Raw genomic sequence first — 24,669 nt, 5'->3', positions numbered from 1 at the left:
TGCACGCAGTGTCGCAACAGAGGCTGTCAATGTACATCGCTAACATTGCCATCTTTTAGATAAAAAACTATCGTTTTGATATAAATTTCTATCAAAATGACAATTCAGAATAAAAAAAAGCCACCCGGCAAACCGGGTGGCTTTTTTGCATTGCTAAATCCAAACCGGCTTACGCCGGCAGGGAATTAGAACGAGTGGCGAACGCCAACGGCGTAAACGCTGGACTTCAGAGTTTCAGCGCCGTCTTGCTTATCCTTGGAGTAGTTCAAAGCGGTGTAGATAGAGGTGCGCTTGGACAGGCTGTAGGAAGCGCCGATAGCGAAACCGTTGCCGGTCACGTCGTTGATGCCAGCCAATTCGCTCTTGGAGTGAGCGTAACCAGCGGACACAACCAGAGCTGCGCCGACAGGAACGTCAGCACCGATTTGGTACACGCGTTGCTTGTCGTAGCTGATGCTGTTGTAGCCAGAACCGTTCGTCACGGTGTTCTTCACATCACGGAAGCTAGCCAGAATCTTGGCAACGCCCAGGTCGTACGTAGCGTTCAGGAAGGTATCCTTGTTGTTCTTGCCAGTAGCAATAAAGGTCTTCTTGTCTTGCTGGTGAGCGAGGCCAATGTACAGAGGACCTGCAGCGTACTGAACGTTCACAGCAGCAACGCCTTCAGCGCTTTGCGTGGCGGTTTTGTTTTCGCCCAGAGCGTAGCTAACTGCACCAGAGAAACCGGAGAAGCTAGGCGTCAGGTACTTGATTTGGTTGTTCGGGTTGGAGTTGTAGCCAGACTCGATGTACACGGAAGGCGAGAACGCGGAGTCGAACACTGCGTGTGCGGCACCGTTGATGTCATCACGTGCGGTGTAGTCGTTACCCAGGCGGACTTCACCGAAACCACCGGAGAAACCAACCCACGATTGACGGTTGAACAAGGCACCAGCAGCGGCACCGGTGCTAGCGTCAAAACCGTTTTCCAGAACGAAGTTGGCCTTCAAACCACCGCCCAGATCTTCGGAACCCTTCAGGCCCCAACGGCTGGTGGAAACGCCACCGCTAGACAGCGAAGCTTGACGAACAGCAGCGCTGGTACCAGCATTGATTTCGTCTTTTTGGGATTGCAGGTTCACGTCAACGATACCGTACAAGGTAACCGAGGACTGGGCCATTGCAGCGCCAGTAGAAGCCAAAACGGCCAAAGCAATCAAACTCTTTTTCATGGGATTTTCCTAACGGGTTGAAAAATTGGTGTTCGAAGTTTGCCCCCAAAACGCCTAGCAACCCGCAATAACCCTGCAATTTCTTCAGGACCTGTTGTTATTGAGATACAACTTCACCGGCCTTTCACACACCAAACGTGAGCAAGTATTTTTTTTGAATCCAATTGTTAATTTTGTGTGTAGTTGCCCAGAAAAACGTTTGTCTTGCGCATGGATTGGTCAATCTGCAACGCTCGCTACCGCCAATTTCCATGCGCAATGTTAAAGAAGGCCCTCTCGGGTTCAAGAGGACCTTCATACCGCTAGGTCCGGCTTAGAAAGAGTGATTCAGGCCGATGGTGTAGATGTCGGTCTTGACCTTTTCCCCGACAGCTGGCTTGCTTTGTGCCCACATTGCTCCGGTGTACACAAAGGTACGCTTGGACAGGCTGTACTTCGCGCCCAGACCCAGACCGTCACGTTTCGTGCCACTCACGCCATTCGTGTCCTTGTCCTTCGAATAAGCATAGCCGGTCGACAGAACCAAAGCTGGGCCCACAGGAACATCCACACCGAACTGGAATTGGTTGGACTTCAAATCCAAATCGGTCGTGTTTTGGTTGTAGCTACCTTCGAGCTTCACGACGCCAAGATCATAGGAAGCGTTAAACAGCACGTCTTTATACGAAGCTGCACCAGTAGCGCCAGCAGCATTGTGTGCCTTGCTGTCCTCTTGGTAGGCCAAGCTCAGATAAAGAGGGCCGCCGGTGTACTGCACATTCACAGCAGCAACGCCCTTAGCGCTGGTCGTAGCCGTCTTGTTTTCACCCAATGCATAGCTGGCAGCAACAGTCACGCCACCAAAGCTAGGGGAGCTGTACTTGATCATGTTGCCTGGCTTGCCGTTGTAGGCAGCACCGTTCTGCCACACGGTGTAAGCAGGAGCCAACAGACCGTCCCACAGCGGATCGCTGTTGATAGCGGTGTCATCGTACGCCGTACCGGTATTGCCGAAATCGAACTCACCAAAAGAACCCGCCAGACCGACATACGACTGACGGTTAAAAATAGAGCCAGCCTTACCAGTACCGGTGTCCACGTTAAAGCCGCTTTCCAGATTGAAGACAGCCTTCAGGCCGCCGCCCAAATCTTCAGCGCCTTTGAGCCCCCAACGGCTGCCGTTAATGCCGCCGCTCTCCAGCAAGGTTTTACGCAAGTCGTTTGCCTTTGCAGACTGCAAATTCACATCAATAATGCCGTACAACGTGACCGAGGACTGGGCCATTGCAGCGCCAGTCGAAGCCAGAACGGCCAAGGCAATCAGACTCTTCTTCATGGAAAATTCCTAATAGATGAAATGGTAAAAATTTGCAATCAAAGTGGGCAGCGCACACGCCGTGAAATCACAGTCGAATCCGCTGTCATACGTTGTTGTTATTTGCGTGCTGCTTAACCACAGTTACGTGAATAACACCTTCATTACGCAAGTCCCATGCCACAAATCGGCACCGCGTTAACCCTAAAGCCAGGCGCGCTTGGCGATTTTTGGCTAGTTGGTGTCCATTCGCAGCAAAATGACACCATGGACGCAACCGACCAACAGCTCATTTCCCTGCTACGCAAAGACGCCCGCACCACAGTGGCAACCCTTGCGCACAAGCTTGGCGTGTCGCGTGGCACGGTCACGAACCGCATTGCCAAACTGGAAGATGCCGGTGTCATCGTTGGCTACACCATACGGCTGCGACCCGACGCGCAACCCAACGAAATCCGCGCCTGGATGGGGATTGCCGTAGCCGGCAACGCAACACGCGCAGTGATTGACAGCCTGCTGGGTGAACCCGGCGTGGCGGCACTGCACGACACCAACGGCCGTTGGGATCTGCTGGCTGAGCTGCGTGCCGCCCACCTCTCCGAGCTATCGCAGGTACTGGAGCGTATCCGCTTGGTGCGCGGCATCAGCGCCACGGAAACCAGTATTCACCTTGAAACCTACCGCTTGTCGTGACCAGCACCCTTCTTGACCTAGACCGCATCGACCTGAAAATCCTGGACTTTCTGCAGGAAGACGGGCGCATATCCAATCTCAAGCTGGCCGAAAAAGTCAGCTTATCGCCCACCGCAGTACTGGCGCGCGTGCAACGCCTGACGAAGGAAGGCTATATCCTGGGCTACGAGGCACGGCTCAACCCGCTGCAGTTGGGGGCGTCCATGATGGTCTTCGTCGAGGTTCTACTGGACCGCACCACACCGAACGTCTTCGAAGCCTTCAAAGCAGCGGTGCAAGTGCGTCCCGAAATCATGGAGTGCCATATGGTCGCGGGCGGCTTTGACTACCTTCTCAAAACCCGCATGGCAGATATGCTGGCCTACCGCGAGTTCGCAGGCACCGTGTTGTGGCAGCTGCCCGGGATTCGCGAGACCCGCACCTACGCCGTCATGGAAGAAGTAAAGAACTCAACCCGTCTGCGCCTGAGCTGAGCCAGCATCCTTCAAGCGGCCTAGGAACCTGTCGGACTTGGAAAGCGTCGGCTGCAAACCGACCGCAGCGGTCCATTTTTCACCGTCTTTTTGCCCCATAGCGGAGCTATGGGCCTGCAAATCCGGCAAAAACTATCCTCGCTGGGGCCGATTTTCGCTTTCGACGTTCCAAGCCCGACAGGCTCCTAGCTACGTCCACCAAAAATCGCTGTCCCTATACGCACCATGCTGCTGCCCGCCAGCACGGCGGCCTCCAGATCGGCACTCATACCCATGGACAAAGTATCAAAGCGGTCCGCACTAGGCAATGCGGCAGCAACGATGGTATCGAACAGAACCCGGGTCTGCTGGTGCACCACCAGTTGCTGCGCAAACACAGGCAAGGGCTCCGGAATCGACATGATGCCGCGCAGACACAGGCGGGGTAAAGCGGCAACCTGGGTGGCCAACGCCAAGACTTGCCCGGGCTCCACGCCCGACTTGGTAGGCCCGCCATCGACATTCACCTGCAAGCAGATATTCAAGGGCGGTAAATGGGTCGGACGTTGGTCGCTGAGCCGCTGCGCGATCTTCAAACGGTCCACGGTATGCACCCAGTCGAAGTTCTCTGCAACCAGCCGGCTCTTATTGCTCTGGATCGGACCTATGCAATGCCACTCCAGCGGCAGGTCGCGCAGGGCGTCCATCTTGTCCACCGCCTCCTGGATGTAATTCTCGCCAAAACAAGTCTGGCCCGCAGCGTAGGCCTCACGCACTGCGGACGCACCCCATGTCTTGGATACGGCCAGCAAAGTCACCGCATCGGTCGAGCGTTGCGCCTGCGCACAGGCGACAGAAATCCTTTCTAGGACCTGCTGGAGATTGTGGCTAATGGTCGTCATAATCAAAGCCCACAGCGTACCAAAACATCGAGGGATCCGTGGACATCACCCAACTGCTTGCGTTCAGCGTAAAAAACAAGGCCTCCGACTTGCACCTGTCCGCGGGTTTGCCGCCCATGATCCGGGTGCACGGGGATGTTCGGCGCATCAATGTGGAGCCACTGGACCACAAGACCGTCCACGCCATGGTGTATGACATCATGAGCGACAGCCAGCGCAAGCACTACGAAGAGTTTCTGGAGGTGGACTTCTCTTTCGAAATTGAAGGCTTGGCGCGCTTCCGCGTGAATGCCTTTAACCACGCCCGAGGCGCCGGCGCCGTGCTGCGGACCATCCCGTCCAAGATTTTGACCCTGGAGCAATTGAACGCCCCCAAGATCTTTGCCGACCTAGCGCTCAAGCCCCGGGGCATGGTGCTGGTCACAGGCCCCACAGGTTCGGGTAAATCCACCACACTGGCGGCCATGGTCAACCACCTGAACGAAACCGAGTACGGCCACGTACTTACCGTGGAAGACCCGATCGAATTCGTCCACGAATCCAAAAAATGCCTGGTCAACCAGCGTGAAGTAGGCCCGCACACCCTGAGCTTTGCCAACGCCCTTCGGTCCGCGCTGCGTGAAGATCCGGACGCCATCCTGGTGGGGGAAATGCGCGACCTGGAAACCATCCGCCTGGCAATGACGGCGGCCGAAACAGGCCACCTGGTTTTTGGCACGCTACATACCTCCAGTGCAGCCAAGACCATAGACCGGATCATTGACGTGTTTCCGGCCGAAGAGAAGGAAATGATCCGAGCCATGCTGTCCGAATCATTGCAGGCGGTCATTTCCCAGACGCTGTGCAAAACCAAGGACGGCCAGGGTCGCGTGGCAGCACATGAAATCATGCTGGGCACCAGTGCCATCCGCAACCTGATCCGTGAAGCCAAGGTGGCACAGATGTACTCCACCATCCAGACCGGCAACGGAGTCGGCATGCAGACACTGGACCAGAATCTGACCGACCTGGTGCGCCGCAATATCATCAGCCCGGCCGAGGCCCGCGGCAAAGCGAAAATACCGGAAAACTTCCCCGGCTGAACACTGACCATTGGAGCGCCCCATGAAGGGTATTCTCGAGTTTCTACTCAATAAAAAAGAACCGGAGCCAGGTGCCACCACTCCCGACTCGGTGCTGTTCACCACGGCATTCAACGGCCAGGATGTGGACCCGTCCATGCTGGTGCCCTGGGATGCACGCGCGGTGGAAGTTGGCGCCAAGCGCCTGGCCTCGTCCAGCAGCGTCAAGCTGCTGCAAAGCTTATGGGCCAAAGACAAGAATATGGAGCACCTGGAAGCCGCCTCCATTGAGCGCATGGAGCGCTTTTGCCAGTTTGCCCTGGTACCGGGTGGACGCGACGTCATCCGCCAGGGCGAATACGGCAACTTCATGGTCGTCTTGCTCAAAGGCACCATCGCTATCGACCGGCTGCAACCCTGGGGTGAGCATCTGCGCCTGGCAGAAGCCAAGCCGGGTGACATCCTGGGTGAAATGTCGCTTCTGGACAGCGGCATGCGGTTTTCTGCCTGCACCACCCTGGACGACTGCGAGATCGCCGTGCTCAGCGCCGAGTCCATGGACGACATGATGAACACCGATCCGCGCCTTGCGGCCAGCCTGATTGCCTTGCTGGCACGCAAACTCTCGCTGCGTCTGCGCGCCATCAGCGCCCGATTCAGCGACCGACCCAACTAAAAAGGCAACACAATGGAACGTGACCAGGCCAGCAAGTTCATCAACGACCTTCTGAAATTGATGGTCAGTCGCAACGGCAGCGACCTATTCTTGACCGCTGAATTCCCGCCCGGCATCAAGGTGGATGGCAGCGTCACCAAGGTTTCGCCCCAGCCACTGACATCAGCTCACACCTTGGCGCTGGCCCGCGCCATCATGAGCGACAAGCAAGCGGCGGAGTTTGAACGCACCAAGGAATGCAACTTTGCCATTTCCCCGGCCGGCATTGGCCGCTTCCGGGTAAATGCCTTCATGCAGCAAGGCAAGGTCGGTCTGGTGATACGCGTCATTCCCAACTCCGTGCCCACCATCGATAGCATGGGCCTGCCGCCCGTACTGAAAGACGTGGTCATGACCAAGCGTGGCCTGTGCATCCTGGTCGGCGCCACCGGCTGCGGCAAGACCACCACCCTGGCTGCCATGGTGGACTGGCGCAATGACCAATCCTTCGGCCACATCATCACCATCGAAGACCCGGTGGAATTTGTGCACGCCCACAAGAACTGTGTAGTGACCCACCGCGAGATCGGACTGGACACCGACAATTGGGACATCGCACTGAAGAACACCCTGCGCCAGGCGCCCGATGTGATCATGATGGGCGAAATACGCGACCGCACCACCATGGAACACGCCATCGCGTTCTCGGAAACCGGCCACCTGTGCCTGGCCACGCTGCACGCCAACAACTCCAACCAGGCACTGGAGCGGATACTCAACTTCTTCCCCGAAGACCGCCGCCCCCAGTTGCTGATGGACTTGTCGCTGAACCTGCGCGCCATCGTGTCGCAACGCCTCATACCACGCCAAGACAACAAGGGCCGCACCGCCGCGGTCGAAATCTTGCTGAATACGCCGCTGATCTCGGACCTGGTGTTCAAGGGCGAAGTCTCGGAAATCAAGGAGGTGATGAAGAAAAGCCGCAACCTCGGCATGCAGACCTTTGACCAGTCCTTGTTCGATGCTTACGAGGGCCAGCTCATCAGCTACGAAGATGCCTTGCGCAACGCCGACTCACTCAACGACCTGCGTCTGCAGATCAAGCTCAACAGCCAGCGCGCCAAGACCCAGGACCTGGCGGCGGGCACGGAGCATTTCGCTATCGTTTGACCCACCCCCAGGCTACACACTTCGTGTTTCCGCCAACCCCCTTGCAGGGGGCGAACCCTACGGCCCGGCGCAGCCGGTTCCGTGGGTTCTCTGGAAAAGAAGTTCGGCACGACCTCTAGCCTCGATATCAAAAATTCCCTAACTTCTTTGCGTGAACCTTTCCATGTCCAGCACCAACCCGAAAACCTACGATTCCGTCCCGTCCAAAAAAGTTGCCTTCATTGGCCTGGGCGTGATGGGCTACCCCATGGCAGGGCATCTGGCGTTGGCTGGGCACGCGGTCACGGTGTACAACCGCACCACTACAAAATCCATAGCATGGTGCGCAGAGTATTCCAGCACTACGGCCCCGAAACATGCTGAAACCCCACGTTTGGCTGCGCAGGGTGCCGACATCGTTTTTTGCTGCGTGGGCAATGACGACGACCTGCGCTCCGTCACGCTGGGCGCTGACGGTGCATTTGCCGGCATGGAGCCGGGTGCAATTTTTGTGGACCACACCACGGCGTCGGCCGAAGTGGCCCGCGAGTTGGATGTTGCCGCACGCCCCCTGGGCCTGCGCTTCATCGACGCACCCGTATCCGGCGGTCAGGCGGGTGCACAGAATGGCCTGCTGACAGTCATGTGCGGCGGCGACGCACAGGCCTTTGACGCCATCGCCCCCACAGCCATGGCCTTCTCCCGTGCCATCACCCGGGTCGGCGAAAGCGGCGCTGGCCAACTGGCCAAGATGGTCAACCAGATATGCATTGCCGGCCTGGTGCAGGGTCTGAGCGAAGCCGTGGCCTTCGGCCAGCGCGCTGGCCTGGACATGCTGCAGGTGCTGGACGTCATTGGCAAGGGCGCAGCCCAAAGCTGGCAGATGGACAACCGTGGCAAGACCATGGTGGCCGACAAATTCGATTTCGGCTTCGCGGTGGATTGGATGCGCAAGGACCTGGGCTTGGTGCTGGACGAGGCCAAGCGCAACGGCGCACGCCTGCCTGTAACGGCCCTGGTGGACCAGTTCTATGCCGATGTGCAGCTGATGGGCGGCCAGCGCTGGGACACGTCCAGCCTGATCAAGCGCCTCAAGTAATTCCGCTTTGCACCCGCCCATGAAAAAGCCCCTGGCATCCAGATGCCAGGGGCTTTTTCTTATGGCGTCAGAACTCAGGACGCCGGCGTTGCCGTGCTCACGGGGGCAGGCTGGGGAACAGCGTTTTTCAACTCGTCCTCACTCAGCACCTCAAACACACGCACCACCTTTTGCACACCGCTGACGTTGCGGGCCAGCTCGGTGGCTCGGTCGGCTTCGCGTTGTGAAACGCGGCCCATCAAATAGACTACGCCACGCTCGGTCACCACCTTGAACACATTCGACTGCAGATCACGCGCGTCCACCAGCGCGGCCTTGACCTTGCCCGTCACCAGGGTGTCCGACGAGCGCTGCGACAGCGAGGTCGTACCCAGCACCGCTACCTCGTTCACCACCGAACGCACGTTGTCCACCTTCAACACCAGGTCGTCCAGCTTCTGCTTGTCGGCTGCGGTGGGGACTTCACCGGTCAGCAAGACCTGGCGGTTGTAGCTGGTCACATTGATGTGTGCCTGCTCACTCAGCGCCTGGCCAATGCGGTTGTTGGCGCGCAGTTCGATGCCCTCGTCTTCCAGCTGGGCGCCGGAAGTACGGCGGTCCGTGGCCACCATGGCCGAGCCGACAAATGCACCGCCCATCACCAGCGGCACGCACGCCGAAAGGCTCGCACCCAATACCACCGAAGCCACACAAGTCAAATAAAACGGACGCATAGTGTCTTTCACATTCAAAGGGGTTAAAAAGCCTAAAGAGGCGCCTCAAGGTCGCCCAGCAGCTGCGAATCCACGCCGTCGCACAAGCAGTGCAAGACCAGCAAATGGACTTCCTGGATGCGGGCCGTACGGTCATGCGGCACGCAGATGTGCACGTCGGTCTCCCGCAGTGCCGCGCCCATCTTACCGCCGCCCTTACCGGTCAAGGCCACCACGGTCATCTCGCGCTCATGGGCGGCCTCAATGGCTGCCAGCACATTGGCCGAATTACCGCTGGTGGTGATTGCCAGCAGCACATCACCCGGCTGCCCCAGAGCCCGCACCTGCTTGGCGAAGATGACGTCGAAGTTGTAGTCGTTGCCGATGGCAGTGAGGATAGAGCTATCGGTGGTCAACGCAATCGCCCCCAGCTCGGGCCGCTCACGCTCAAAACGGCCCACAAACTCCGCCGCGAAATGCTGCGCATCCGCTGCCGAGCCGCCGTTGCCGCAGGCCAGCACCTTGCCGCCGCTGGTCACGCTGGCCAGCATGGCCTGGATGCCAGCCGCAATGGGCTTGCTCAGGGGTTGCGCAGACTGGTACTTCAGGTCGGCGCTGTCGATGAAATGCTGCTGAATACGTTGTTCAATCATGGTCCGCGATGATACCCCCGCCATATGTCCCTGAGATTTACACTTGACTTTTAACAATTGAAGTTGACATAGCGATCCTTTTAAATCAAGTACTTAAAAGAGATTTCGAGCCATCTGACGCTGATCTTGATCTTGATCTAGGTCTTGTTGACATTAATTGCTTATCTGCTCCAAGCTGACTGGTACCAAGCGACCGAGTTCATGAAGTCATGAAGGGATGCAGACATGCACACCTGCTCAGGAGCTCTCTCTAAACTCTATGGCTGACGGGCCATAGCTGAGCCAAACAATTTCACTCTGCTTAAAACATAAGTCAGCAAAAGGCTGGTAGCTGCCGGTCAAGTCCGATGGCCCGAGCGACTGCTCAGCGCCCAAAGCGAACAGCACACGATTCTGATGGTTCGCTGCGCGGCTGTGTCGAAACACCATTGGCCGTGTGAGAACGATTGCGGCGTGGCTTCACCGAATGCCATGCCTCGCTGTCACTGCAGCGGCATGATACCCGCGCACTCGTTGTTGAGAGCCCGTCCAGATCGTGAGTACATCGAGATGGAAGGCGCCGTGCCCCGTGGCCTCGAATCACAAAGTCTTCGCGTAAAACGGTGTCAGCTTGCCCAGTACAGCTTCTACGTACTTGGGGACCCAGTAGGTTTCGATGTGCGTGGCGCCGTCGATCTTGAACAGTTCCTTGTTCTTAGTACCGGTCGCCTTGGCGAAGGCCTCCTCGGTCATGTACAGGCTGTCGGCCTTGCTGCCGGCAATCATCAGCAGCGGCTGCTCGATCAACTCGATCTGGTCGGTGGCGTCCCAGCGCATCAGGTCGAGCAGGCTGCTCGTCGTGTACTTGAAGGTCGAGCCGGGATGCGCATGCGTGCGCCAGTAGTATTCGTAGCCTTGCCGGTACATCTCGAAGGGTAGCGCGGTGATTTGCTCGTCCGTCATGTCGGCATCGCCGGAGTATAGAAGGCTGCCACCGGCGGCTTCCTGGGCTCGTGCTGCGGACGCCTGCTGCAATCGCTGCTGGATCGTGCCCAGTTGCGAATCGGCGAAGCCATTGCGACGGACACGTCCGGAGTTGAACATACTGAGGGTAGCCACTGACTTGAAGCGCTTGTCAGACTTTGCGGCCGACAGCGAATACCCCCCGCCGCCGCAAATGCCTAAAAGCCCCAGGCGCGCGGCATCGACGCCGGGATAGCGGGTGATGAAGTCCGCTGCGCCGTGGATGTCCTCGATGCGGAACTGCGGCTTGTCCGTGCTGCGTGGCTGACCGCCACTGCCGCCCTGATACGCGGCATCCATCGCAATCGTGATGTAGCCCTGTTCGGCCAGGTGCTGGGCATACAGGCCGGCTGTCTGCTCTTTCACGCCACCATTGGGGTGGGCCACGACGACCGCCGGGTATTGCTTCTTGGGATCGTAGTTCGCGGGCGTGTAGACGTTTGCGACGATGTCCAGACCGCCCAGCTTGTACTTCACGGGGTGGATGTTGACCTCGCCAACTTCGTTCCTGGTGATTGCTCCGCCATAGACGAGAGTGAAGGGATTCTTCGTGTAGTCGGCGGCGACGGCGGGGGTATTGACGGTCATTACAGGAACTCCAAGGGCTGCGATAGAGAGGATACGAGCGGAGGTTCCGAGGAACTCTCGCCTCTTGTCGTTGACAATTTTGGGTTTCATTCAGGCTCCGGTTTTGCTAGGCGGCTGGATCAGTCCAGCTTCTTTTCAGTTAGGAATTTCGACACCAGGTCGGCGATCTGCACGTTGTTCAGGTCGGACATCAGGAAGTGCGTGTTGCCACGAATGCCCGTCTCCGGGAGATGCACCAGGCGGGCATCGCCGCCATGCTTGTTAATGGCGTCCACCCAGAGCCGAGCCATGGCCAGCCGCACACGCCAGTTGTCCTGGCCGCGCTCTATGGTCGGCTCGACGGGGAAGTTGTCGCCGTAGTAAATGACGATGGGAATGCGGGTGAGCTTCTGGAAATCCGACAGCGTCACCGTCTCAGGTGACAGCGTGCCGGCCGCACTCGGCATTGCCGGCGGCAATTCGCCTTGCGGGAAGATGAAGCCGCTGCCCGGCTCAAGCGCGACGATGGCCTTGACCTTCGGGTTCTTGATCGCAGTCAACCAACCCGGACCACCCGCCTGCGAATGGGTAAACAGGATCGCCGGGCCGACCTTGTCGAACAGCGCTGACATGGCATCCGAAATCACGCCGGCGTCATAGGGCCCGGTGTTGGGCGTGACCGAGCGTAAGAACTGGTTCAGCGTCTCAGGCTTGCGGTCAAACTGCACGTTGTCGAAGTAGCCGGGCCATTTTCCGATGCGAAACTGGTCGAAGAACAGCTGGTCGTTGGGCGCCGGCTCGAGTGTTGCCGGGACGGTGCTGTTGCCAGCTCGTCCCCGACGCGGCTGGTCGACCAGGTAGACCGGGAAGCCGCGGCGCAGGAACAGAGTCTGGAAGCCTTCGCGGCCGTCCGAGGTGGTCTCCCAACTGCGCGCCGACTGGAAGGCGCCATGCAGCATGACGATGGGCAAAGCCTTGGGGTTCTGTGGCACCTGATAGAAGGCATACAGGTGGTCGCCGTGAAAGCTTTGGCCCGCAGCCGTCGGCTTGTTGTTGTCATAGCTGCCAGGGGTCTTCAGCACGGTGCCGCCGACAGCGAAGCTCCCTTGGGATTGGATCACCAAGGGGTCAGAGGCGTTGCCGGCGCTGTGGGGCTGAATTGCGCAGCCTGTGATGACGGTTGTCATGGCAACGGCGATGGTCAATAGAGTTCGGTGGGTATCCATGTTTAACCTTTCGATGCGGAGGCCAGGGCCTGCGTGAGGGCTTCGTTCGCGCGGGCAGCGACTTGGGCGTTGACCTCGTCGGCCAGGGTTTGCGTGAGCTGGCGCAACTGCGCGGCGCTTAGGCCCACGCGCAGACTGGCCCGCATATGGGAGCGCAGCTGCGCCTCCGCGCCCGGGGTGGCGGCGAGCGCGCCGACGGTCGCCAGCTCGCGGCTCTGCCAGTCGAGGTTGTCGCGTTCAAAGATCGCCCCGAACAGATGCGCCTGCAGGAACTGGTTGATGGTGGGCGCGAAGTCGAACACGGCACCTTGCACCGGCCCGCCAGAAATCTCGGCCTGGTTCGCCCTTCCCACATTGACCAACTCGTCGCCAGTGGCAACCGTCGGGGTGGGCTCGCGGCCTGGCGCGTCCTGGAGGCCGCGCCGCTTGCGCGCCTCCACGACCTTCATCAGCTCGCCGAGCGCGTTGAGGCATCGCGGAAAACCGGCATAGGCATAGAGCTGCACCAGCACTTCCTTGGCCTCGCTGATCGTCATCCCCGCATCCAGGCCCTGGTTCAAGGCGGCGTTGAGCCGGGGCATGTCGCTGGCCGCCATGAACGCGGCCATCAGCGGAATCGACCGCTGCTTGGCTGACAGGGTTTCAGACAGGGGCCATGCGCGAGCGGCGAGCTCGGGGTGGGCGCCGAGCCCGGTGTTCTCCAAGGCGGTCTGATAGTCCTGGTCGGTGACCTTGTCCTGCCAGGTCACCGAGATGCCGCCTTCCTTCTCCGCGATGGCGACGTGGGTCATCGGCCCGTTGGGGCCGGCGCCATGCCAGTGGCGCACGTTCGCGGGAATGGTGACGACATCACCGGGGCGGATCGCCCGAGCGGGCTGGCCTTGCTGCTGGACCAGTCCGAGCCCGGCCGTGACGATCAGCGTCTGCCCCAAGGGATGGCTGTGCCAGGCAGTCCTGGCGCGTGCCTCGAAGGTCACCGTGGCGCCGCCGGCCTTGCCCGGCGCCATGGCCTGGAAGGGCGAGCTGATGCGAACGCTGCCGGCGAAGGTATCGGCCGATCCCGTGGCGACGTTCTGGGCGGACGCCGAGCGAACCTCGACGATCGGCGCAACCGCAGTGGCGCCTGGGGACTGCGCGCCGGCGGTTGCCGCCACACCGGTCAGGGCGATACAAAGCAATGATTTCACGATAGAGTCTCCAGTTGCTGCGGTGTAGTGCCACGGCGTGGCAGGACGATGAGAAGCCAGGACACCAGCAGGGCGAGGCCCAGCAGCAAGGCCGCAACATCCATGACAGCTGAAATCCGCTGAGCCAGGATCGCGCTGTCCAGCGCACCTGCAGGTGCAGCGCTAGCAAAGACGAACACCAGCAAGCCAAGGCCGAGTGCCCCGCCGAGTTGATGCGCCACATTAACCAGGCCGGATGCCGCACCGGCGTCCTCGCGAGCGACACCCGCCACGCCTGCTGCCGTCAACGGGCCGAGCAGCAGGCCCTGGCCCAGTCCGATCAGGACCATGGGCGGTGCAATGCTCGTCCAGTAGCTCACGTCGGCATCGGCCTGGCCCAGCCAAAGCAGGCCCATCACACCTAGCAACAAGCCGGCGAGCAGAACCTTCTCGTTGCCGAAGCGTCGCGCCAGCCTGGGCACGGCCAGCGCCGAGGCGAAGTTGGGCAGCGTGACCGGTAGGAAGGCGATGCCCGCCTGCATGGGCCGCAAATGCAGCACGCCCTGGAGGAACTGCGTAGAGAAGAACCAGAAGCCCACGGCACCGCCCATGAAGAGCATGCGAGCCAGATAGGCACCGCCCCGCTCGCGGCTGGCGAGCAGTCGCAGTGGCAGGATGGGCTGGCGGACCCGGCGCTCGACCCACACGAATACGGCAATCATCAGTACTGCGACGACCAGGGCGGCCAGCGCGAGTGGGTCATGCCAGCCTGCTTCGGCCGCGCGCACCAGACCGTAGACCAGTACCGTCATGCCAAGGGTGGAACTGAACGCACCGCCCACATCGAAATGGCCGGGCTGCTTCGGTGTCTCCGTGATATGGCGCCTCGCCGCGGCGATTAGAACCAGGCCGATGGGCAGGTTGATGAAGAAGCCCGCTCGCCAGGACAGCAGGTCGGCGAACAAGCCGCCCAGGACCAAGCCCAGCGTGGCCCCGACGCCGGCCGCTGCTGCGTACAAGGACAATGCGCGGGTGCGCGCTGGGCCTTCGGCGAAGTGCGTGGATAACAAGGCTAGCGTAGATGGCGCCAGCACCGCGGCACCGACGCCCTGGATGGCACGGGCCGTTAGCAGCCAGCTCACTGATTGCGCGACGCCAATCGCCATCGAGGCCAAGGTGAACAGCGACAGCCCCGCGATGAACATGCGCCGCCGGCCGAGGATGTCTCCGGCGCGCGCCCCCAGTAGCAAGAGACCGCCGAAGGCCAACGTGTAGGCATTGGTCACCCAGGATAGCTGGGCCGCGCTGAAGCCCAGACTGGCTTGGATGCGCGGTAGTCCTGTGATGACGATGGAGATGTCCACCACGATCATCAGGTAGCTGGCCACGATGATGGCCAGCACGGTATTGGCGCTGCGTTGGGACATGACGCTTGCTCAGATGTCCAGCTTGCGCTCGGACATCCACTTGACGATGGCCGGGTCGCGGTGGGAGAAGAAGCTGCTCGTGTTGGTGTCGAGCGTGGCGATGCGGGCCATGTCGGCGTCGTCGAGCTCGAAGTCGAAGACGGCAATGTTCTCGGCCATGCGTTCCTTGCGCACCGACTTGGCCAGTGCGACGATGCCTCGCTGTGTCAGCCAGCGCAGCACGACCTGGCCGACGGATTTGCCGTAGCGCTTGCCGATGTCCGTGAGCACTTCATTCTGGAACAGGTTGTTGCGGCCTTCCGCGAACGGCGCCCAGGCTTCGGCCTGCACGCCGATTTCCTTCATGAAGGAAGCACTCTCCAACTGCTGCTGGAAGGGGTTCACCTCCACCTGGTTCACGGCGGGTGCAATCTCGTTGAACACCTTGATGTCCATGAGCCGATCCGGCTGGAAGTTGCTCACGCCGATGGCGCGCAGCCTGCCGGCCTTGTGGGCGTCCTCCATGGCCCGCCAGGAGCCATGCACGTCGCCGAAAGGCTGATGAATCAGATAGAGGTCCAGGTAGTCCAGTTGCAAGCGGCGCAGCGTTTTGTCAATGGCCAGCTGCGTGCGCTCGTATCCGGTTTCCTGGACCCACAGCTTGCTTGTCACAAAGAGCTGGTCACGGGCGATGCCGCTGTCCTTGAGGCCTTGACCTACGGCCGCCTCGTTCATGTAGGAGGCGGCGGTGTCGATCAGGCGGTAGCCGACGTCGATGGCGTCAACGACGCTGCGTGCGCAATCCTTGGCGTCGGGGATTTGAAAGACACCGAAACCCAGGATGGGCATTTCGACGCCGTTGTTCAGGGTGACGTGCTGCATGGCGGAGTCCTTTTGTGTTCGATGGGGCGAACTATAGGCATCAGACTCGCATCCGAATAGTGACAAACAGGTTGTTTTATTGGCATCCAATTGGCGACAATGAGCGGCAGGAGGCACACTCAAATGGCGATCAACGAACTTCGATCCGTCTCGACCTTCATCAAGGCCGCCGAACTGGGCAGCCTGCGCAAGGCGGCGCAGACGCTCAGCATCAGTCCGCAGGCGGCAAGCAAGGCGCTCGCGCAACTGGAGGCGCACCTGAACGCGCGGCTGTTTCATCGCACGACGCGGGTGATGTCCTTGACTGATGCGGGCCAGCGCTTGCTGGAGGATGTCCAGCCGGCGTTGCTGGGCATGCAGCGTGCGCTACAGAACGCTCAAACGGCAAGAGACGAGTTCGCCGGGCCCTTGCGCATCGCGGGGCCACGCACGACTTTCCAACCCATCCTCTGGCGATTGGTCGAGGAGTTCTGTGAGCTGTATCCCGGCATCCAGCCCGACGTGCTTCTCGATGACCGGGTGGGCAACTGGGTCGAGGATCGGGTGGACGTGGGCTTTCGGCTCGGCCCCTCGCCGCATGAGGGTGTCATCGCGCGAAGGCTGTTTCCGCTGCAAATGGTCATTTGCGGCGCTCCGGCTTACTTTGAACGTCATGGTGTGCCGGACTCGCTGGCCGCGCTTGCGTCACACCGATGCAGTGCTTTCCGGCATCCAGGGACCGGCAGAGTGGCGCCGTGGCATGTACGGGTGGGCGATCAGGCCATCGAGCAACCGGTCGTGCCCGCCATCTGCAGCAATGATGAAGTCTTTGAGCTGCAGGCCGTGCTGGCGGGCAAAGTCTTGGGTCAGTTGGCGGGAGTGACGGCAGCGCCCTACATCCGCTCGGGTCAACTCGTCCCCATTCTCAGCGACCACATGCAGGACTTCGCCAGCTACTTCGTGTACTTCGGCAGCCGGACGTCGCAACCGGCACGAGCACGGGCCTTCATCGACCTTGCGGTCAAGCGGCTGAGCGACAACGCAGAGTATGTGCTCGGTGAAAAGGAGTTGCGGGGCGGGCATCGCGGAATTCCTGGCCGTGCCCGAAGAAGACATTCTGCGCCCCTCAATGGCTGAGCGATTTTGATCGCAACGGATCGAACGGACGTTTTCAGCCAGCCACGAGCGACCAACGCCCTACTTTTTCATATAGCGAAATTTTTGCCACTTGGAAAGCCGGCGTAGGTATAGAGCAGCACCAGAACGACCTTGGCCTCACTGATCGTCATCCATACATCCAGCCTTTGGCTGAAGTCGACGTTTAACTGCGACATGTCGCTGGTCGCCATGCATGCGGCCATCTGTGGCTATTTTGCGGACAGGGTTTCGGACTTAGGTTGCGCACGTACCGCAGCCAGCGACTTTTCGCTGGGGTGGATGCCGAGTCCGGTGCACGCCAAGGCTGCTTGGTAGTCTTGATCGGTGACCTTGTTTTGCCAGATTACCGAGATGCAGTCTTCCCGCTCCGCGATGGCGACATGAGTCATTGAGCCGTTGGGGCCTGCACCATGCCAGTGGCGCACGTTCGGGGGTATGGCGACGACATCGCCGGGGCGGATAGCGTAAGCCGGCTGTCCTTGCTGCTGGACTAGACCCAACCCGGCTGTGACGATCAGCGTTTGCCCCAAGGGATGGCTGTGCCAAGCAGTCCGGGCACTTGCTTCGAATGTCACAGTGGCACCGCCCGCCTTGCCTGGTGGCAGGGCCTGGAAGGGCGAGCTGAAGCGGACAATGCCGGTGAAGGTATCGGCCGATCCCGTGGCGACCGGCTGGGCAGGCGCCAAATGCACCTCAACTGCCGGCATAACCACAGGGGCACCTAGAGATTGCGCGCCAGCGGCAGTCGCCGCGCCACGGTGTCTTACCCGTTGGTAGGCAAGGCGCTGGTAAAAGCGAGTACGAGCAAATTGAGCAGTGTTTGCCTTGATGGGGCTCGGCACACAAAGACTTCTGGACTAGAAGTCCCCGGATTGACCCGTCGCGAGTTGCCCTGCCTTTCGTGAAGCAACCCGAACCTCGAATTCCTTACAGCCCAAGCGCTAACGCCACTCTTGGCCGATCTTCCCTTATGACTGACCGATTTCCTGATGGTCACGCCACGTGAAATAAGAAGTTCGGTTTGAGATCAGCCACCGATTACCCTCGCGAACGTACTCATCCTTATAACTCACACCGTTGGTGCTCCTGATCTTCTTGCCGTCCGCTGCACTGATTAGGATAACGAGACAGTAGTGAACTGCCGTTGCGCGATCTCCATCAAGCTCCGCGGTATGTTGGCCATTGATGTGGTACGAGGTCTCGAAGTTGGCCATAAAGCTTGAAAAGGTTTCCTCAATCTGCTTGCGCCCTCTGAGTGACGCAAAGAGTTGACCTTCGAAGTAAGTGTCCACGACAGCGTCCTCAGTGAAGAGCAGCGCTTGCGTGGCGTTGTCCTTTTGGTCTGCGAGGTTCGAAAATGAATCAACGATGGCTTTGAGTGCGGCCTTGTCTTCAAGTGCCTTGATTCGTTGCTCCAGAGTTTCGGTTGGCATGAATATCCCCTATGTTGTTCGAGCCGAATAAGAGCACTAACAATATCAGCAAGGTTGAGAGCGACGGCTGCATAAGGTTGCAAGATTCTCGTCAAGGTTTGCACGATCCTGCATCCGTAGCCTGAATCTGCGACTTTAGGAAGAGTGGTGACACCGGGGGAGCAATCAAAATCGCACGACAAAGCGATTGGAATGGGTAGCAGTCGCTTCACACTTGGTGTTAATTGCCGCTATGCAGACGTCCTACATGCTCTGCACGGTTTATGAGCTGACGGAGTGGCTCCATGATTTCGCTCCTTAGCGGTAGCAGATGGGGCGTCAGCAAGGCTGACTGATCTGCCAGAGGCCGTACTTTTGTGTCTCCCGGCAATCGACTTCGGTAGTTGGATCATGGCAGGGTTTCCTTGTGGAACTAGGACTGGCGATGCTTAGCTCGCGCGGAGGCCGCCGACAGCTCTTTCGTGCTCAGCACGTAAGTCGACGTTTCATGCAGTCGCTCAATCGCTAGATCGATAAATGAGCGCACTCGCCTCGGCTGCGCCGTGCGACTGCCGTAGTACAAATGAACGTGGATATGATTGCTCATGTGTTTGAGAAGCAGCGGTACGAGGCGGCCCGCCCGAATGTGTTCGGCTACCGATAGATTCGCAAGCTGGCCGATCACCTGCCCTGCAAGGACGGCCTGCACTTCAAGTTCGGTGTCGTTGGTGGCGAATGTGGGCGAAACGTGCCGGTGCACGATTTCGCCATCGATGACGAGATACCACGGAAGCGCTTGCCCCGTGGCGGGATGACGAAAAGCGCTGCAGCGATGCGTCGCCAAGTCGTCCAGCGATTTCGGCGCCCCATGGCGCTCCAAGTAGGACGGCGCAGCACAGATCATGAGTTGAACAGGAAAGAGTCGCCGCGCGATTACGCCTTCCTCCGGTGATTGACCTATCCTGAATCCGACATCCACCCGCTCCGTAACCCAATTGCTCTTCCCATCGTCCAACTGCACATCGGGCTGCACGTCCGGATATAAGCCGCAGAACTCGTCGATGAGCGGCATCAGGATCGGCGAGAACGAGGATTTGGGGCCCACTATCCGAAGCGGTCCGGCGATTTCGTCCTTCGAAGCGCGAGCCTGGTTCAAGGCACGGTCAAGCGCAGCCAATGCGGGCTGCGTGGTCTCCAGGAACCGCTGACCTTCATCCGTCAGCGACAGACTCCGAGTCGTCCGATGCAAGAGCCGAACACCCAGATGGTTCTCCAGTTGTGCAAGCGCTTGACTTGCTGCCTGAGGAGATACGTCCTGGGCAAGGGCCGCCCGTCGGATGCTACCAAGTTCGACAGCCTTGGCGAAAGTGGCGATGGCACGTAACTCGTTGATCGGCATGAATGTATTCACTTTCTCAATATCCGCACAGTATCAATAAAAACTTGATTGTGGAACAAGTTTTTGCAACCTAGTTGATTGACAGACAAACGCCTACAGTGACATCTTTATCAAAGGGGGCGTGGCATTTCCGCTGCCTCTTCCTGAGTCAACCTGCCTGCGCCTCCCCGTCGGCAGTCCTTGATAGAGCGCTTCGTATTGAAGGAGATAAACATGAAACATCGTCAACTCGGCAGCAGCGGCCTGGAAGTGTCGGCACTCGGTTTCGGGTGCATGGGCCTGAGCTTCGGCTATGGCCACGCCTTGGATCGCTCGTCGGGCGTGAAACTTATCCGCCAGGCGTTTGACCGGGGCGTGACTCTCTTCGACACCGCCGAGGCCTACGGCGCGCTTAACGAGGAGATGGTCGGAGAGGCCTTGGCGCCGGTGCGTGACCAAGTAGTCATCGCAACAAAGTTCGGCTTCAAGGAAGGCAAGCCATCGCTGGGTACTGACAGCCGGCCAGAACGCATCCGCGCTGTCGTCGATGCCTCGCTACGGCATTTGCGCACGGATCGCATCGATCTGCTATACCAACACCGCGTCGATCCACAGGTGCCGATGGAAGACGTGGCGGGCACGGTCAAGGAACTAATGGCTGAGGGCAAGGTATGCCACTTCGGTCTATCCGAAGCCGGCGTCGAATCAATCCGACGCGCTCACGCCGTTCAGCCGGTTGCGGCTTTGCAGAGCGAATACTCGTTATGGTGGCGGGAACCCGAGCAGGCGATCCTGCCTACGCTGGAGGAGCTCGGAATCGGTTTCGTGCCTTTCAGCCCGCTGGGCAAGGGCTTCCTGACCGGCGCGATCAAGGCCGACACGCAGTTCACGAAAGACGATTTCCGCAACGTAGTACCACGCTTTTCCGCCGAGGCGCGACAGGCCAACCAAGCGCTCGTCGATGCAGTGACCCTGATCGCCCAAGTCAAGGGAGTCACGCCGGCCCAGGTGGCCCTGGCCTGGCTGCTGGCACAGAAGCCCTGGGTCGTTCCTATTCCGGGAACCACCAAGCTCTATCGCCTGGAAGAAAACCTCGGTGCCTCGGCTGTCGAATTGACCGGCGAAGAACTGCAGAACATCGCCGACGTTCTCTCGCACATCACGATCGAAGGCGCACGCTATCCCGCTCAGTTGGCCAGCCGAGTGGGGCGTTAATGACTGTCTACCGTCCTTTATCGCATTCGAAAGAGCCATTGCCATGACCTACCACGTAAAAGGCTACGCCGCCCACTCGCCCGCAAGCCGGCTGGGCCTGTTCGAGTTCGACCGCCGTAGGCCGCGCCTCGACGACGTTGTCATTGAAATCCTCTACTGCGGCGTCTGCCATTCCGACGTGCACAACGCGCGAAACGACTGGGGCAATGCGCAATACCCGATGGTTCCCGGCCACGAGATCGTCGGGCGGGTGCTCGAAGTCGGCCCTGAAGTCACTCGCTTCAAGGCAGGTGATCGCGTCGGCGTCGGCTGTCTGGTCGAGTCATGCCACCACTGCAATGCCTGCGGCAAGGGCTGGGAGCAGTATTGCGAGAACGGCGCAACCTATACCTACAACCACAACGACCCGATCGATGGCACGCGCACCTACGGCGGCTACAGCGAGAAGATCGTCGTGGCCGAGCACTTCGTGCTGAAGCTGCCTGATGCACTGGACGCGGCTGGTGCTGCGCCGTTGCTATGCGCCGGCATCACCACCTACTCTCCGCTGCGCCACTGGCAGGTCGGCCCCCGCAGCAAGGTAGCCATCGTCGGCCTCGGTGGCCTGGGTCACATGGGGCTGAAGCTTGCCAAAGCCATGGGTGCCGAGGTGACGCTTTTCAGCCGTTCGCCGGGCAAGGAAGCAGACGCGCGCCGTCTCGGAGCCGATCGCATCGTCATCTCCACCGACCCTGCGCAGATGGCAGCGGTGACCGGCCATTTCGACCTGATCATCGATACGGTGCCGTACCAGCACGACCTGAACCCCTACGTGCCGACGCTAGCGACCAACGGAGCGATCGTCATGGTTGGCTACCTTGGCCCACTGGAACCTCCTTTCAACACCGGCCCGCTTGTTTTCAACCGCAAGGCCCTGGCGGGCTCGCTGATCGGCGGCATCGCCGAAACACAGGAAATGTTGGACTTTTGCGGCCAGCACGGCATCCATTCGGATGTGGAAGTCATCCGCATCCAAGACATCAACGAAGCCTACGAGCGCATGCTCAAGGCCGATGTGAAGTATCGTTTCGTGATCGACATGACCTCGTTGAAACAGGAGGCTTCGGCATGAGCCCCGCACCGCTCAATTTGCTGGTTGTCGGAGCGACTGGCAGCATCGGTCAGCTCGCTGTCTCAGAGGCATTGCATCAAGGGCACACGGTACAGGCGTTGGTGCGAGATCTGGCTCGTGCAGGCAGTCTGCCAGCGCAGGCGCACCGAGTGATCGGCGATCTCACTCATCCTTCAACGTTGGTGCAGGCCGTCAAGGGCGTGGACGCCATCGTGTTCACTCACGGCTCAGAAGGGAATGGAAAAGCCGCCGCCGAGAATGTCGACTATGGCGGCGTACGCAATGTGCTTGCAGCACTCGGCGGTCGTAAGGTGCGCATCGCCTTAATGACCGCTATCGGCGTGACCAACCGGCAAGGCGCTTTCAACAACACGACCGAAATCCACGACTGGAAGCGCCGTGATGAGCGGCTGGTGCGAGCCAGCGGCCTCGCCTACACCATTGTGCGGCCGGGCTGGTTCGACTACAACGCTCCCGATCAGCATCGACTCGTGCTACTGCAAGGCGATACCCGTCATGCCGGCAATCCGAGCGACGGCGTGGTCTCGCGCCAGCAGATCGCCGAGGTCCTGGTACGCAGCTTGAGTTCCGAGGCCGCCCGCGGAAAGACCTTCGAGCTGGTCTCTGAACGCGGTCCGGCCACCACGGACTTCGACGCCTTGTTCGCGAAGCTGGACCTTGACACCGTGGGTGCGCTGGACGCTGTGCGCGACACGCCGAATATGCCCTTGAGCAATGAGCCCGCGCGGGTACGCGAGGACCTCCAACGAGTGGCCGGATAGCGAGCAGCGCAATCCGATCGGCTCCCTTATCCGCCACACCATTCACAGGAGAACAAGATGAAAGATGTCGTCGTTGTCGTCGGTGCCGGATTTATCGGCCAGGCCATCGCCAGGCGGGTCGGCGCAGGCAAGCACCTGCTGCTCGCCAACCTCACAGATCAAAGTTCGATCGAAGCTGCCAACGCGCTCGCCAATGCCGGGTTCGACGTTAGTGCAGCAGCGGTCGACATCTCGTCGCGTGCCTCGGTCCAGGCTCTGATCGAGAAGGCGCATAGTCTGGGCAGCATTACCGGCCTCATCCATGCTGCCGGTGTGTCGCCGTCGCAGGCGCCTATCGAGACCATCCTGAAGGTTGATCTGTATGGCACGGCCCTGCTGCTGGAGCTGGTCGGCGAAGTGATCGCACGCGGCGGCTCGGGCGTGGTCATCTCTTCCCAATCCGGTCATCGGCTGCCTGCGCTGACGGCGGAACAGGACAAGGCTCTGGCAAGCACTCCAACGGAGGAGTTGCTGAAACTGGAAATGCTCCAGCCGAGCAAAGTGACCGATACGCTGCATGCCTACCAACTGTCTAAACGCGGCAACTCGCTGCGTGTGATGGCCGAAGCCGTGCGGTGGGGGCGCCGCGGCGCGCGGATCAATACTATCAGCCCCGGCATCATCATCACCCCGCTGGCACGTGATGAGCTGACCGGCCCGCGAGGCGAGGGCTACCGCAGAATGATCGACACCTGTGCAGTTGGGCGAGCGGGGACTCCGGATGAAGTGGGCAACGTGGCCGCACTCCTGATGGGGTCGGATGGTGGCTTCATCACCGGCAGCGATTTCCTTATGGATGGCGGCGTAACCGCTGCTTACTGGTTCGGCGAAGCCGCGCCCGCCGTTACTCGTTGAGAACGCATGGAAACGCTGTCCGGCCGTCGCGACTTCTTTCAGCGTGCACTCTTGCTCACCACCGTCAGCAGTGCCGCTACCGCTGCGCGCGGGAATCCGACGACCGCCATGGTCCCTAGCCCGAACCAGGTTCTTGTCGCCTATCTGTCGCGCTCGGGGAATACGCGCGTGGTCGCCGGCCAGATCGCGCGTGCTCAGACTGCGGACGTCTTCGAGATCCAGGCGTTACAGCCTTATCCGGAGGACTACCGGCAGACGGTGGAGCAAGCGGCACGCGAAGCCGAAACCGGCTTCGAGCCGCAGTTGAAAGCAACGGTACTCGGCATGGAGCGCTATCGAATAGTGTTCCTGGGCTTCCCGATCTGGGGCATGACGGCGCCGCCGCCGATCCGGTCGTTCCTGACTCGCCACAACCTGACGGGCAAGATCATCGTTCCCTTCATCACGCACGGTGGCTACGGGACGGGGCGTAGCCTCGCCGTCCTCGCTCAACTCGCGCTGCGTGCACGCATTGCTGACGCCTTCGTCATGCAGGCGGACCAGGAGCGTGACACGCTGGAGCGGGTGACGAACTGGCTGCAGCAAAGACCCGGCGGCCGATAGATCCGATCACACCGACCACTGGGAGCC

The 24,669-nt window shown here is 59.9% G+C and carries 26 protein-coding genes; 12 read left to right on the top strand and 14 right to left on the bottom strand.

Translation table 11 applies throughout. The features are described 5' to 3' along the window. Positions 1-185: 185 nt before the first annotated feature. On the bottom strand, positions 186-1,211 hold the full coding sequence (locus AC07VY_RS11855; protein WP_495097677.1) for a porin: 1,026 nt from the start codon (positions 1,209-1,211) through the stop codon (positions 186-188). Between the two features lie 313 nt (positions 1,212-1,524). Continuing rightward, positions 1,525-2,526 (bottom strand): porin, encoded by a 1,002-nt coding sequence (locus tag AC07VY_RS11850; RefSeq protein WP_495097678.1) that lies wholly within the window; start codon positions 2,524-2,526, stop codon positions 1,525-1,527. Between the two features lie 246 nt (positions 2,527-2,772). Between AC07VY_RS11850 and AC07VY_RS11845 the strand changes: the two genes are divergently transcribed. Then, on the top strand, positions 2,773-3,198 hold the full coding sequence (locus AC07VY_RS11845) for an Lrp/AsnC family transcriptional regulator (protein WP_495097679.1): 426 nt from the start codon (positions 2,773-2,775) through the stop codon (positions 3,196-3,198). Continuing rightward, positions 3,195-3,671: an Lrp/AsnC ligand binding domain-containing protein gene (locus tag AC07VY_RS11840; protein ID WP_495097680.1), complete on the top strand. Its 477-nt coding sequence runs from the start codon at positions 3,195-3,197 to the stop codon at positions 3,669-3,671. Before AC07VY_RS11845 ends, AC07VY_RS11840 begins: the two co-directional genes overlap by 4 nt. Positions 3,672-3,856: 185 nt before the next feature. On the opposite strand, the gene AC07VY_RS11835 is transcribed toward AC07VY_RS11840, so the two are convergent. Further along, the gene (locus AC07VY_RS11835) at positions 3,857-4,552 is read right to left on the bottom strand and encodes a YggS family pyridoxal phosphate-dependent enzyme (RefSeq protein WP_495097681.1); all 696 of its coding nucleotides are present in this window, start codon (positions 4,550-4,552) and stop codon (positions 3,857-3,859) included. 38 nt (positions 4,553-4,590) lie between these two features. Here AC07VY_RS11835 and AC07VY_RS11830 point away from each other — a divergent pair, with 38 nt between their 5' ends. The 4 genes from AC07VY_RS11830 to AC07VY_RS11815 all read left to right on the top strand — a co-directional run bounded on the left by AC07VY_RS11830 (position 4,591) and on the right by AC07VY_RS11815 (position 8,516). Continuing rightward, positions 4,591-5,634, top strand: a complete 1,044-nt coding sequence (locus AC07VY_RS11830) for a type IV pilus twitching motility protein PilT (RefSeq protein WP_495097682.1) — start codon at positions 4,591-4,593, stop codon at positions 5,632-5,634. 22 nt (positions 5,635-5,656) lie between these two features. After that, entirely contained in the window at positions 5,657-6,289 is a 633-nt protein-coding gene (locus tag AC07VY_RS11825; RefSeq protein ID WP_495097683.1) for a cyclic nucleotide-binding domain-containing protein, read from the top strand. A gap of 12 nt (positions 6,290-6,301) precedes the next feature. Beyond that, positions 6,302-7,438: a PilT/PilU family type 4a pilus ATPase gene (locus tag AC07VY_RS11820; RefSeq protein WP_495097684.1), complete on the top strand. Its 1,137-nt coding sequence runs from the start codon at positions 6,302-6,304 to the stop codon at positions 7,436-7,438. 163 nt (positions 7,439-7,601) lie between these two features. Next, a complete protein-coding gene (locus AC07VY_RS11815) occupies positions 7,602-8,516 on the top strand; it encodes an NAD(P)-dependent oxidoreductase (RefSeq protein WP_495097685.1) in 915 nt (304 codons plus the stop codon). Between the two features lie 74 nt (positions 8,517-8,590). Here the strand turns inward: AC07VY_RS11815 and AC07VY_RS11810 are convergent, their stop codons facing one another. The 7 genes from AC07VY_RS11810 to AC07VY_RS11780 form a co-directional block, all read right to left on the bottom strand. Then, on the bottom strand, positions 8,591-9,241 hold the full coding sequence (locus AC07VY_RS11810) for a BON domain-containing protein (protein ID WP_495097686.1): 651 nt from the start codon (positions 9,239-9,241) through the stop codon (positions 8,591-8,593). A 20-nt stretch (positions 9,242-9,261) separates the two neighbouring features. After that, positions 9,262-9,861: a phosphoheptose isomerase gene (locus AC07VY_RS11805; RefSeq protein WP_495097687.1), complete on the bottom strand. Its 600-nt coding sequence runs from the start codon at positions 9,859-9,861 to the stop codon at positions 9,262-9,264. Positions 9,862-10,440: 579 nt separating this feature from the next. Further along, positions 10,441-11,451 carry an alpha/beta hydrolase gene (locus AC07VY_RS11800; protein WP_495097688.1) on the bottom strand — a complete coding sequence of 337 codons (1,011 nt, stop codon included), beginning with the start codon at positions 11,449-11,451 and terminating at the stop codon, positions 10,441-10,443. A gap of 119 nt (positions 11,452-11,570) precedes the next feature. Next, a complete protein-coding gene (locus tag AC07VY_RS11795; protein ID WP_495097689.1) occupies positions 11,571-12,656 on the bottom strand; it encodes an alpha/beta hydrolase in 1,086 nt (361 codons plus the stop codon). A gap of 2 nt (positions 12,657-12,658) precedes the next feature. Next, positions 12,659-13,843, bottom strand: a complete 1,185-nt coding sequence (locus AC07VY_RS11790; protein ID WP_495097690.1) for a (R)-mandelonitrile lyase — start codon at positions 13,841-13,843, stop codon at positions 12,659-12,661. After that, positions 13,840-15,249 carry an MFS transporter gene (locus AC07VY_RS11785; protein ID WP_495097691.1) on the bottom strand — a complete coding sequence of 470 codons (1,410 nt, stop codon included), beginning with the start codon at positions 15,247-15,249 and terminating at the stop codon, positions 13,840-13,842. The genes AC07VY_RS11790 and AC07VY_RS11785 overlap by 4 nt, the downstream gene beginning before the upstream one ends. A gap of 9 nt (positions 15,250-15,258) precedes the next feature. Beyond that, positions 15,259-16,110 (bottom strand): aldo/keto reductase, encoded by an 852-nt coding sequence (locus AC07VY_RS11780; RefSeq protein WP_495097692.1) that lies wholly within the window; start codon positions 16,108-16,110, stop codon positions 15,259-15,261. 123 nt (positions 16,111-16,233) lie between these two features. Here AC07VY_RS11780 and AC07VY_RS11775 point away from each other — a divergent pair, with 123 nt between their 5' ends. Next, on the top strand, positions 16,234-17,226 hold the full coding sequence (locus tag AC07VY_RS11775; RefSeq protein WP_495097693.1) for a LysR family transcriptional regulator: 993 nt from the start codon (positions 16,234-16,236) through the stop codon (positions 17,224-17,226). A 68-nt stretch (positions 17,227-17,294) separates the two neighbouring features. On the opposite strand, the gene AC07VY_RS11770 is transcribed toward AC07VY_RS11775, so the two are convergent. The 4 genes from AC07VY_RS11770 to AC07VY_RS11755 form a co-directional block, all read right to left on the bottom strand. Continuing rightward, complete coding sequence (locus AC07VY_RS11770; protein ID WP_495097694.1) at positions 17,295-17,438, bottom strand: hypothetical protein; 144 nt, start codon at positions 17,436-17,438, stop codon at positions 17,295-17,297. Positions 17,439-17,456: 18 nt separating this feature from the next. Next, a complete protein-coding gene (locus AC07VY_RS11765; RefSeq protein WP_495097695.1) occupies positions 17,457-17,954 on the bottom strand; it encodes a (R)-mandelonitrile lyase in 498 nt (165 codons plus the stop codon). Positions 17,955-18,215: 261 nt separating this feature from the next. Next, entirely contained in the window at positions 18,216-18,680 is a 465-nt protein-coding gene (locus AC07VY_RS11760) for a nuclear transport factor 2 family protein (RefSeq protein WP_495097696.1), read from the bottom strand. 412 nt (positions 18,681-19,092) lie between these two features. Then, entirely contained in the window at positions 19,093-20,058 is a 966-nt protein-coding gene (locus tag AC07VY_RS11755) for a LysR family transcriptional regulator (protein WP_495097697.1), read from the bottom strand. A gap of 213 nt (positions 20,059-20,271) precedes the next feature. On the opposite strand from AC07VY_RS11755, the gene AC07VY_RS11750 reads away from it, so the two are divergent. From AC07VY_RS11750 to AC07VY_RS11730, 5 genes are read left to right on the top strand one after another with little or no spacing between them, the layout of a single operon-like run. Beyond that, complete coding sequence (locus tag AC07VY_RS11750) at positions 20,272-21,252, top strand: aldo/keto reductase (RefSeq protein WP_495097698.1); 981 nt, start codon at positions 20,272-20,274, stop codon at positions 21,250-21,252. A 43-nt stretch (positions 21,253-21,295) separates the two neighbouring features. Continuing rightward, positions 21,296-22,363, top strand: a complete 1,068-nt coding sequence (locus AC07VY_RS11745) for an NAD(P)-dependent alcohol dehydrogenase (protein ID WP_495097699.1) — start codon at positions 21,296-21,298, stop codon at positions 22,361-22,363. Then, positions 22,360-23,145 carry an SDR family oxidoreductase gene (locus AC07VY_RS11740; RefSeq protein ID WP_495097700.1) on the top strand — a complete coding sequence of 262 codons (786 nt, stop codon included), beginning with the start codon at positions 22,360-22,362 and terminating at the stop codon, positions 23,143-23,145. The genes AC07VY_RS11745 and AC07VY_RS11740 overlap by 4 nt, the downstream gene beginning before the upstream one ends. A 57-nt stretch (positions 23,146-23,202) precedes the next feature. Beyond that, entirely contained in the window at positions 23,203-24,039 is an 837-nt protein-coding gene (locus AC07VY_RS11735; RefSeq protein ID WP_495097701.1) for an SDR family oxidoreductase, read from the top strand. Between the two features lie 6 nt (positions 24,040-24,045). Beyond that, positions 24,046-24,642 (top strand): flavodoxin, encoded by a 597-nt coding sequence (locus tag AC07VY_RS11730; protein WP_495097702.1) that lies wholly within the window; start codon positions 24,046-24,048, stop codon positions 24,640-24,642. Positions 24,643-24,669 lie beyond the last annotated feature (27 nt).

It is taken from the genome of Rhodoferax sp. GW821-FHT02C08 (assembly GCF_059421805.1).
The sequence above is the reverse complement of the archived record's forward strand: the minus strand, read 5'-3'. Positions and strand labels throughout refer to the sequence as shown.

Coding starts and splice junctions, on each gene's coding strand:
- AC07VY_RS11855 (WP_495097677.1), bottom strand. CDS start 1,211: ATGAAAAAGAGTTTGATTGCTTTGGCCGTTTTGGCTTCTACTGGCGCT.
- AC07VY_RS11850 (WP_495097678.1), bottom strand. CDS start 2,526: ATGAAGAAGAGTCTGATTGCCTTGGCCGTTCTGGCTTCGACTGGCGCT.
- AC07VY_RS11845 (WP_495097679.1), top strand. CDS start 2,773: ATGGACGCAACCGACCAACAGCTCATTTCCCTGCTACGCAAAGACGCC.
- AC07VY_RS11835 (WP_495097681.1), bottom strand. CDS start 4,552: ATGACGACCATTAGCCACAATCTCCAGCAGGTCCTAGAAAGGATTTCT.
- AC07VY_RS11825 (WP_495097683.1), top strand. CDS start 5,657: ATGAAGGGTATTCTCGAGTTTCTACTCAATAAAAAAGAACCGGAGCCA.
- AC07VY_RS11820 (WP_495097684.1), top strand. CDS start 6,302: ATGGAACGTGACCAGGCCAGCAAGTTCATCAACGACCTTCTGAAATTG.
- AC07VY_RS11815 (WP_495097685.1), top strand. CDS start 7,602: ATGTCCAGCACCAACCCGAAAACCTACGATTCCGTCCCGTCCAAAAAA.
- AC07VY_RS11805 (WP_495097687.1), bottom strand. CDS start 9,861: ATGATTGAACAACGTATTCAGCAGCATTTCATCGACAGCGCCGACCTG.
- AC07VY_RS11800 (WP_495097688.1), bottom strand. CDS start 11,451: ATGACCGTCAATACCCCCGCCGTCGCCGCCGACTACACGAAGAATCCC.
- AC07VY_RS11795 (WP_495097689.1), bottom strand. CDS start 12,656: ATGGATACCCACCGAACTCTATTGACCATCGCCGTTGCCATGACAACC.
- AC07VY_RS11785 (WP_495097691.1), bottom strand. CDS start 15,249: ATGTCCCAACGCAGCGCCAATACCGTGCTGGCCATCATCGTGGCCAGC.
- AC07VY_RS11780 (WP_495097692.1), bottom strand. CDS start 16,110: ATGCAGCACGTCACCCTGAACAACGGCGTCGAAATGCCCATCCTGGGT.
- AC07VY_RS11775 (WP_495097693.1), top strand. CDS start 16,234: ATGGCGATCAACGAACTTCGATCCGTCTCGACCTTCATCAAGGCCGCC.
- AC07VY_RS11770 (WP_495097694.1), bottom strand. CDS start 17,438: ATGGCGACCAGCGACATGTCGCAGTTAAACGTCGACTTCAGCCAAAGG.
- AC07VY_RS11765 (WP_495097695.1), bottom strand. CDS start 17,954: ATGCCGGCAGTTGAGGTGCATTTGGCGCCTGCCCAGCCGGTCGCCACG.
- AC07VY_RS11760 (WP_495097696.1), bottom strand. CDS start 18,680: ATGCCAACCGAAACTCTGGAGCAACGAATCAAGGCACTTGAAGACAAG.
- AC07VY_RS11755 (WP_495097697.1), bottom strand. CDS start 20,058: ATGCCGATCAACGAGTTACGTGCCATCGCCACTTTCGCCAAGGCTGTC.
- AC07VY_RS11750 (WP_495097698.1), top strand. CDS start 20,272: ATGAAACATCGTCAACTCGGCAGCAGCGGCCTGGAAGTGTCGGCACTC.
- AC07VY_RS11745 (WP_495097699.1), top strand. CDS start 21,296: ATGACCTACCACGTAAAAGGCTACGCCGCCCACTCGCCCGCAAGCCGG.
- AC07VY_RS11740 (WP_495097700.1), top strand. CDS start 22,360: ATGAGCCCCGCACCGCTCAATTTGCTGGTTGTCGGAGCGACTGGCAGC.
- AC07VY_RS11735 (WP_495097701.1), top strand. CDS start 23,203: ATGAAAGATGTCGTCGTTGTCGTCGGTGCCGGATTTATCGGCCAGGCC.
- AC07VY_RS11730 (WP_495097702.1), top strand. CDS start 24,046: ATGGAAACGCTGTCCGGCCGTCGCGACTTCTTTCAGCGTGCACTCTTG.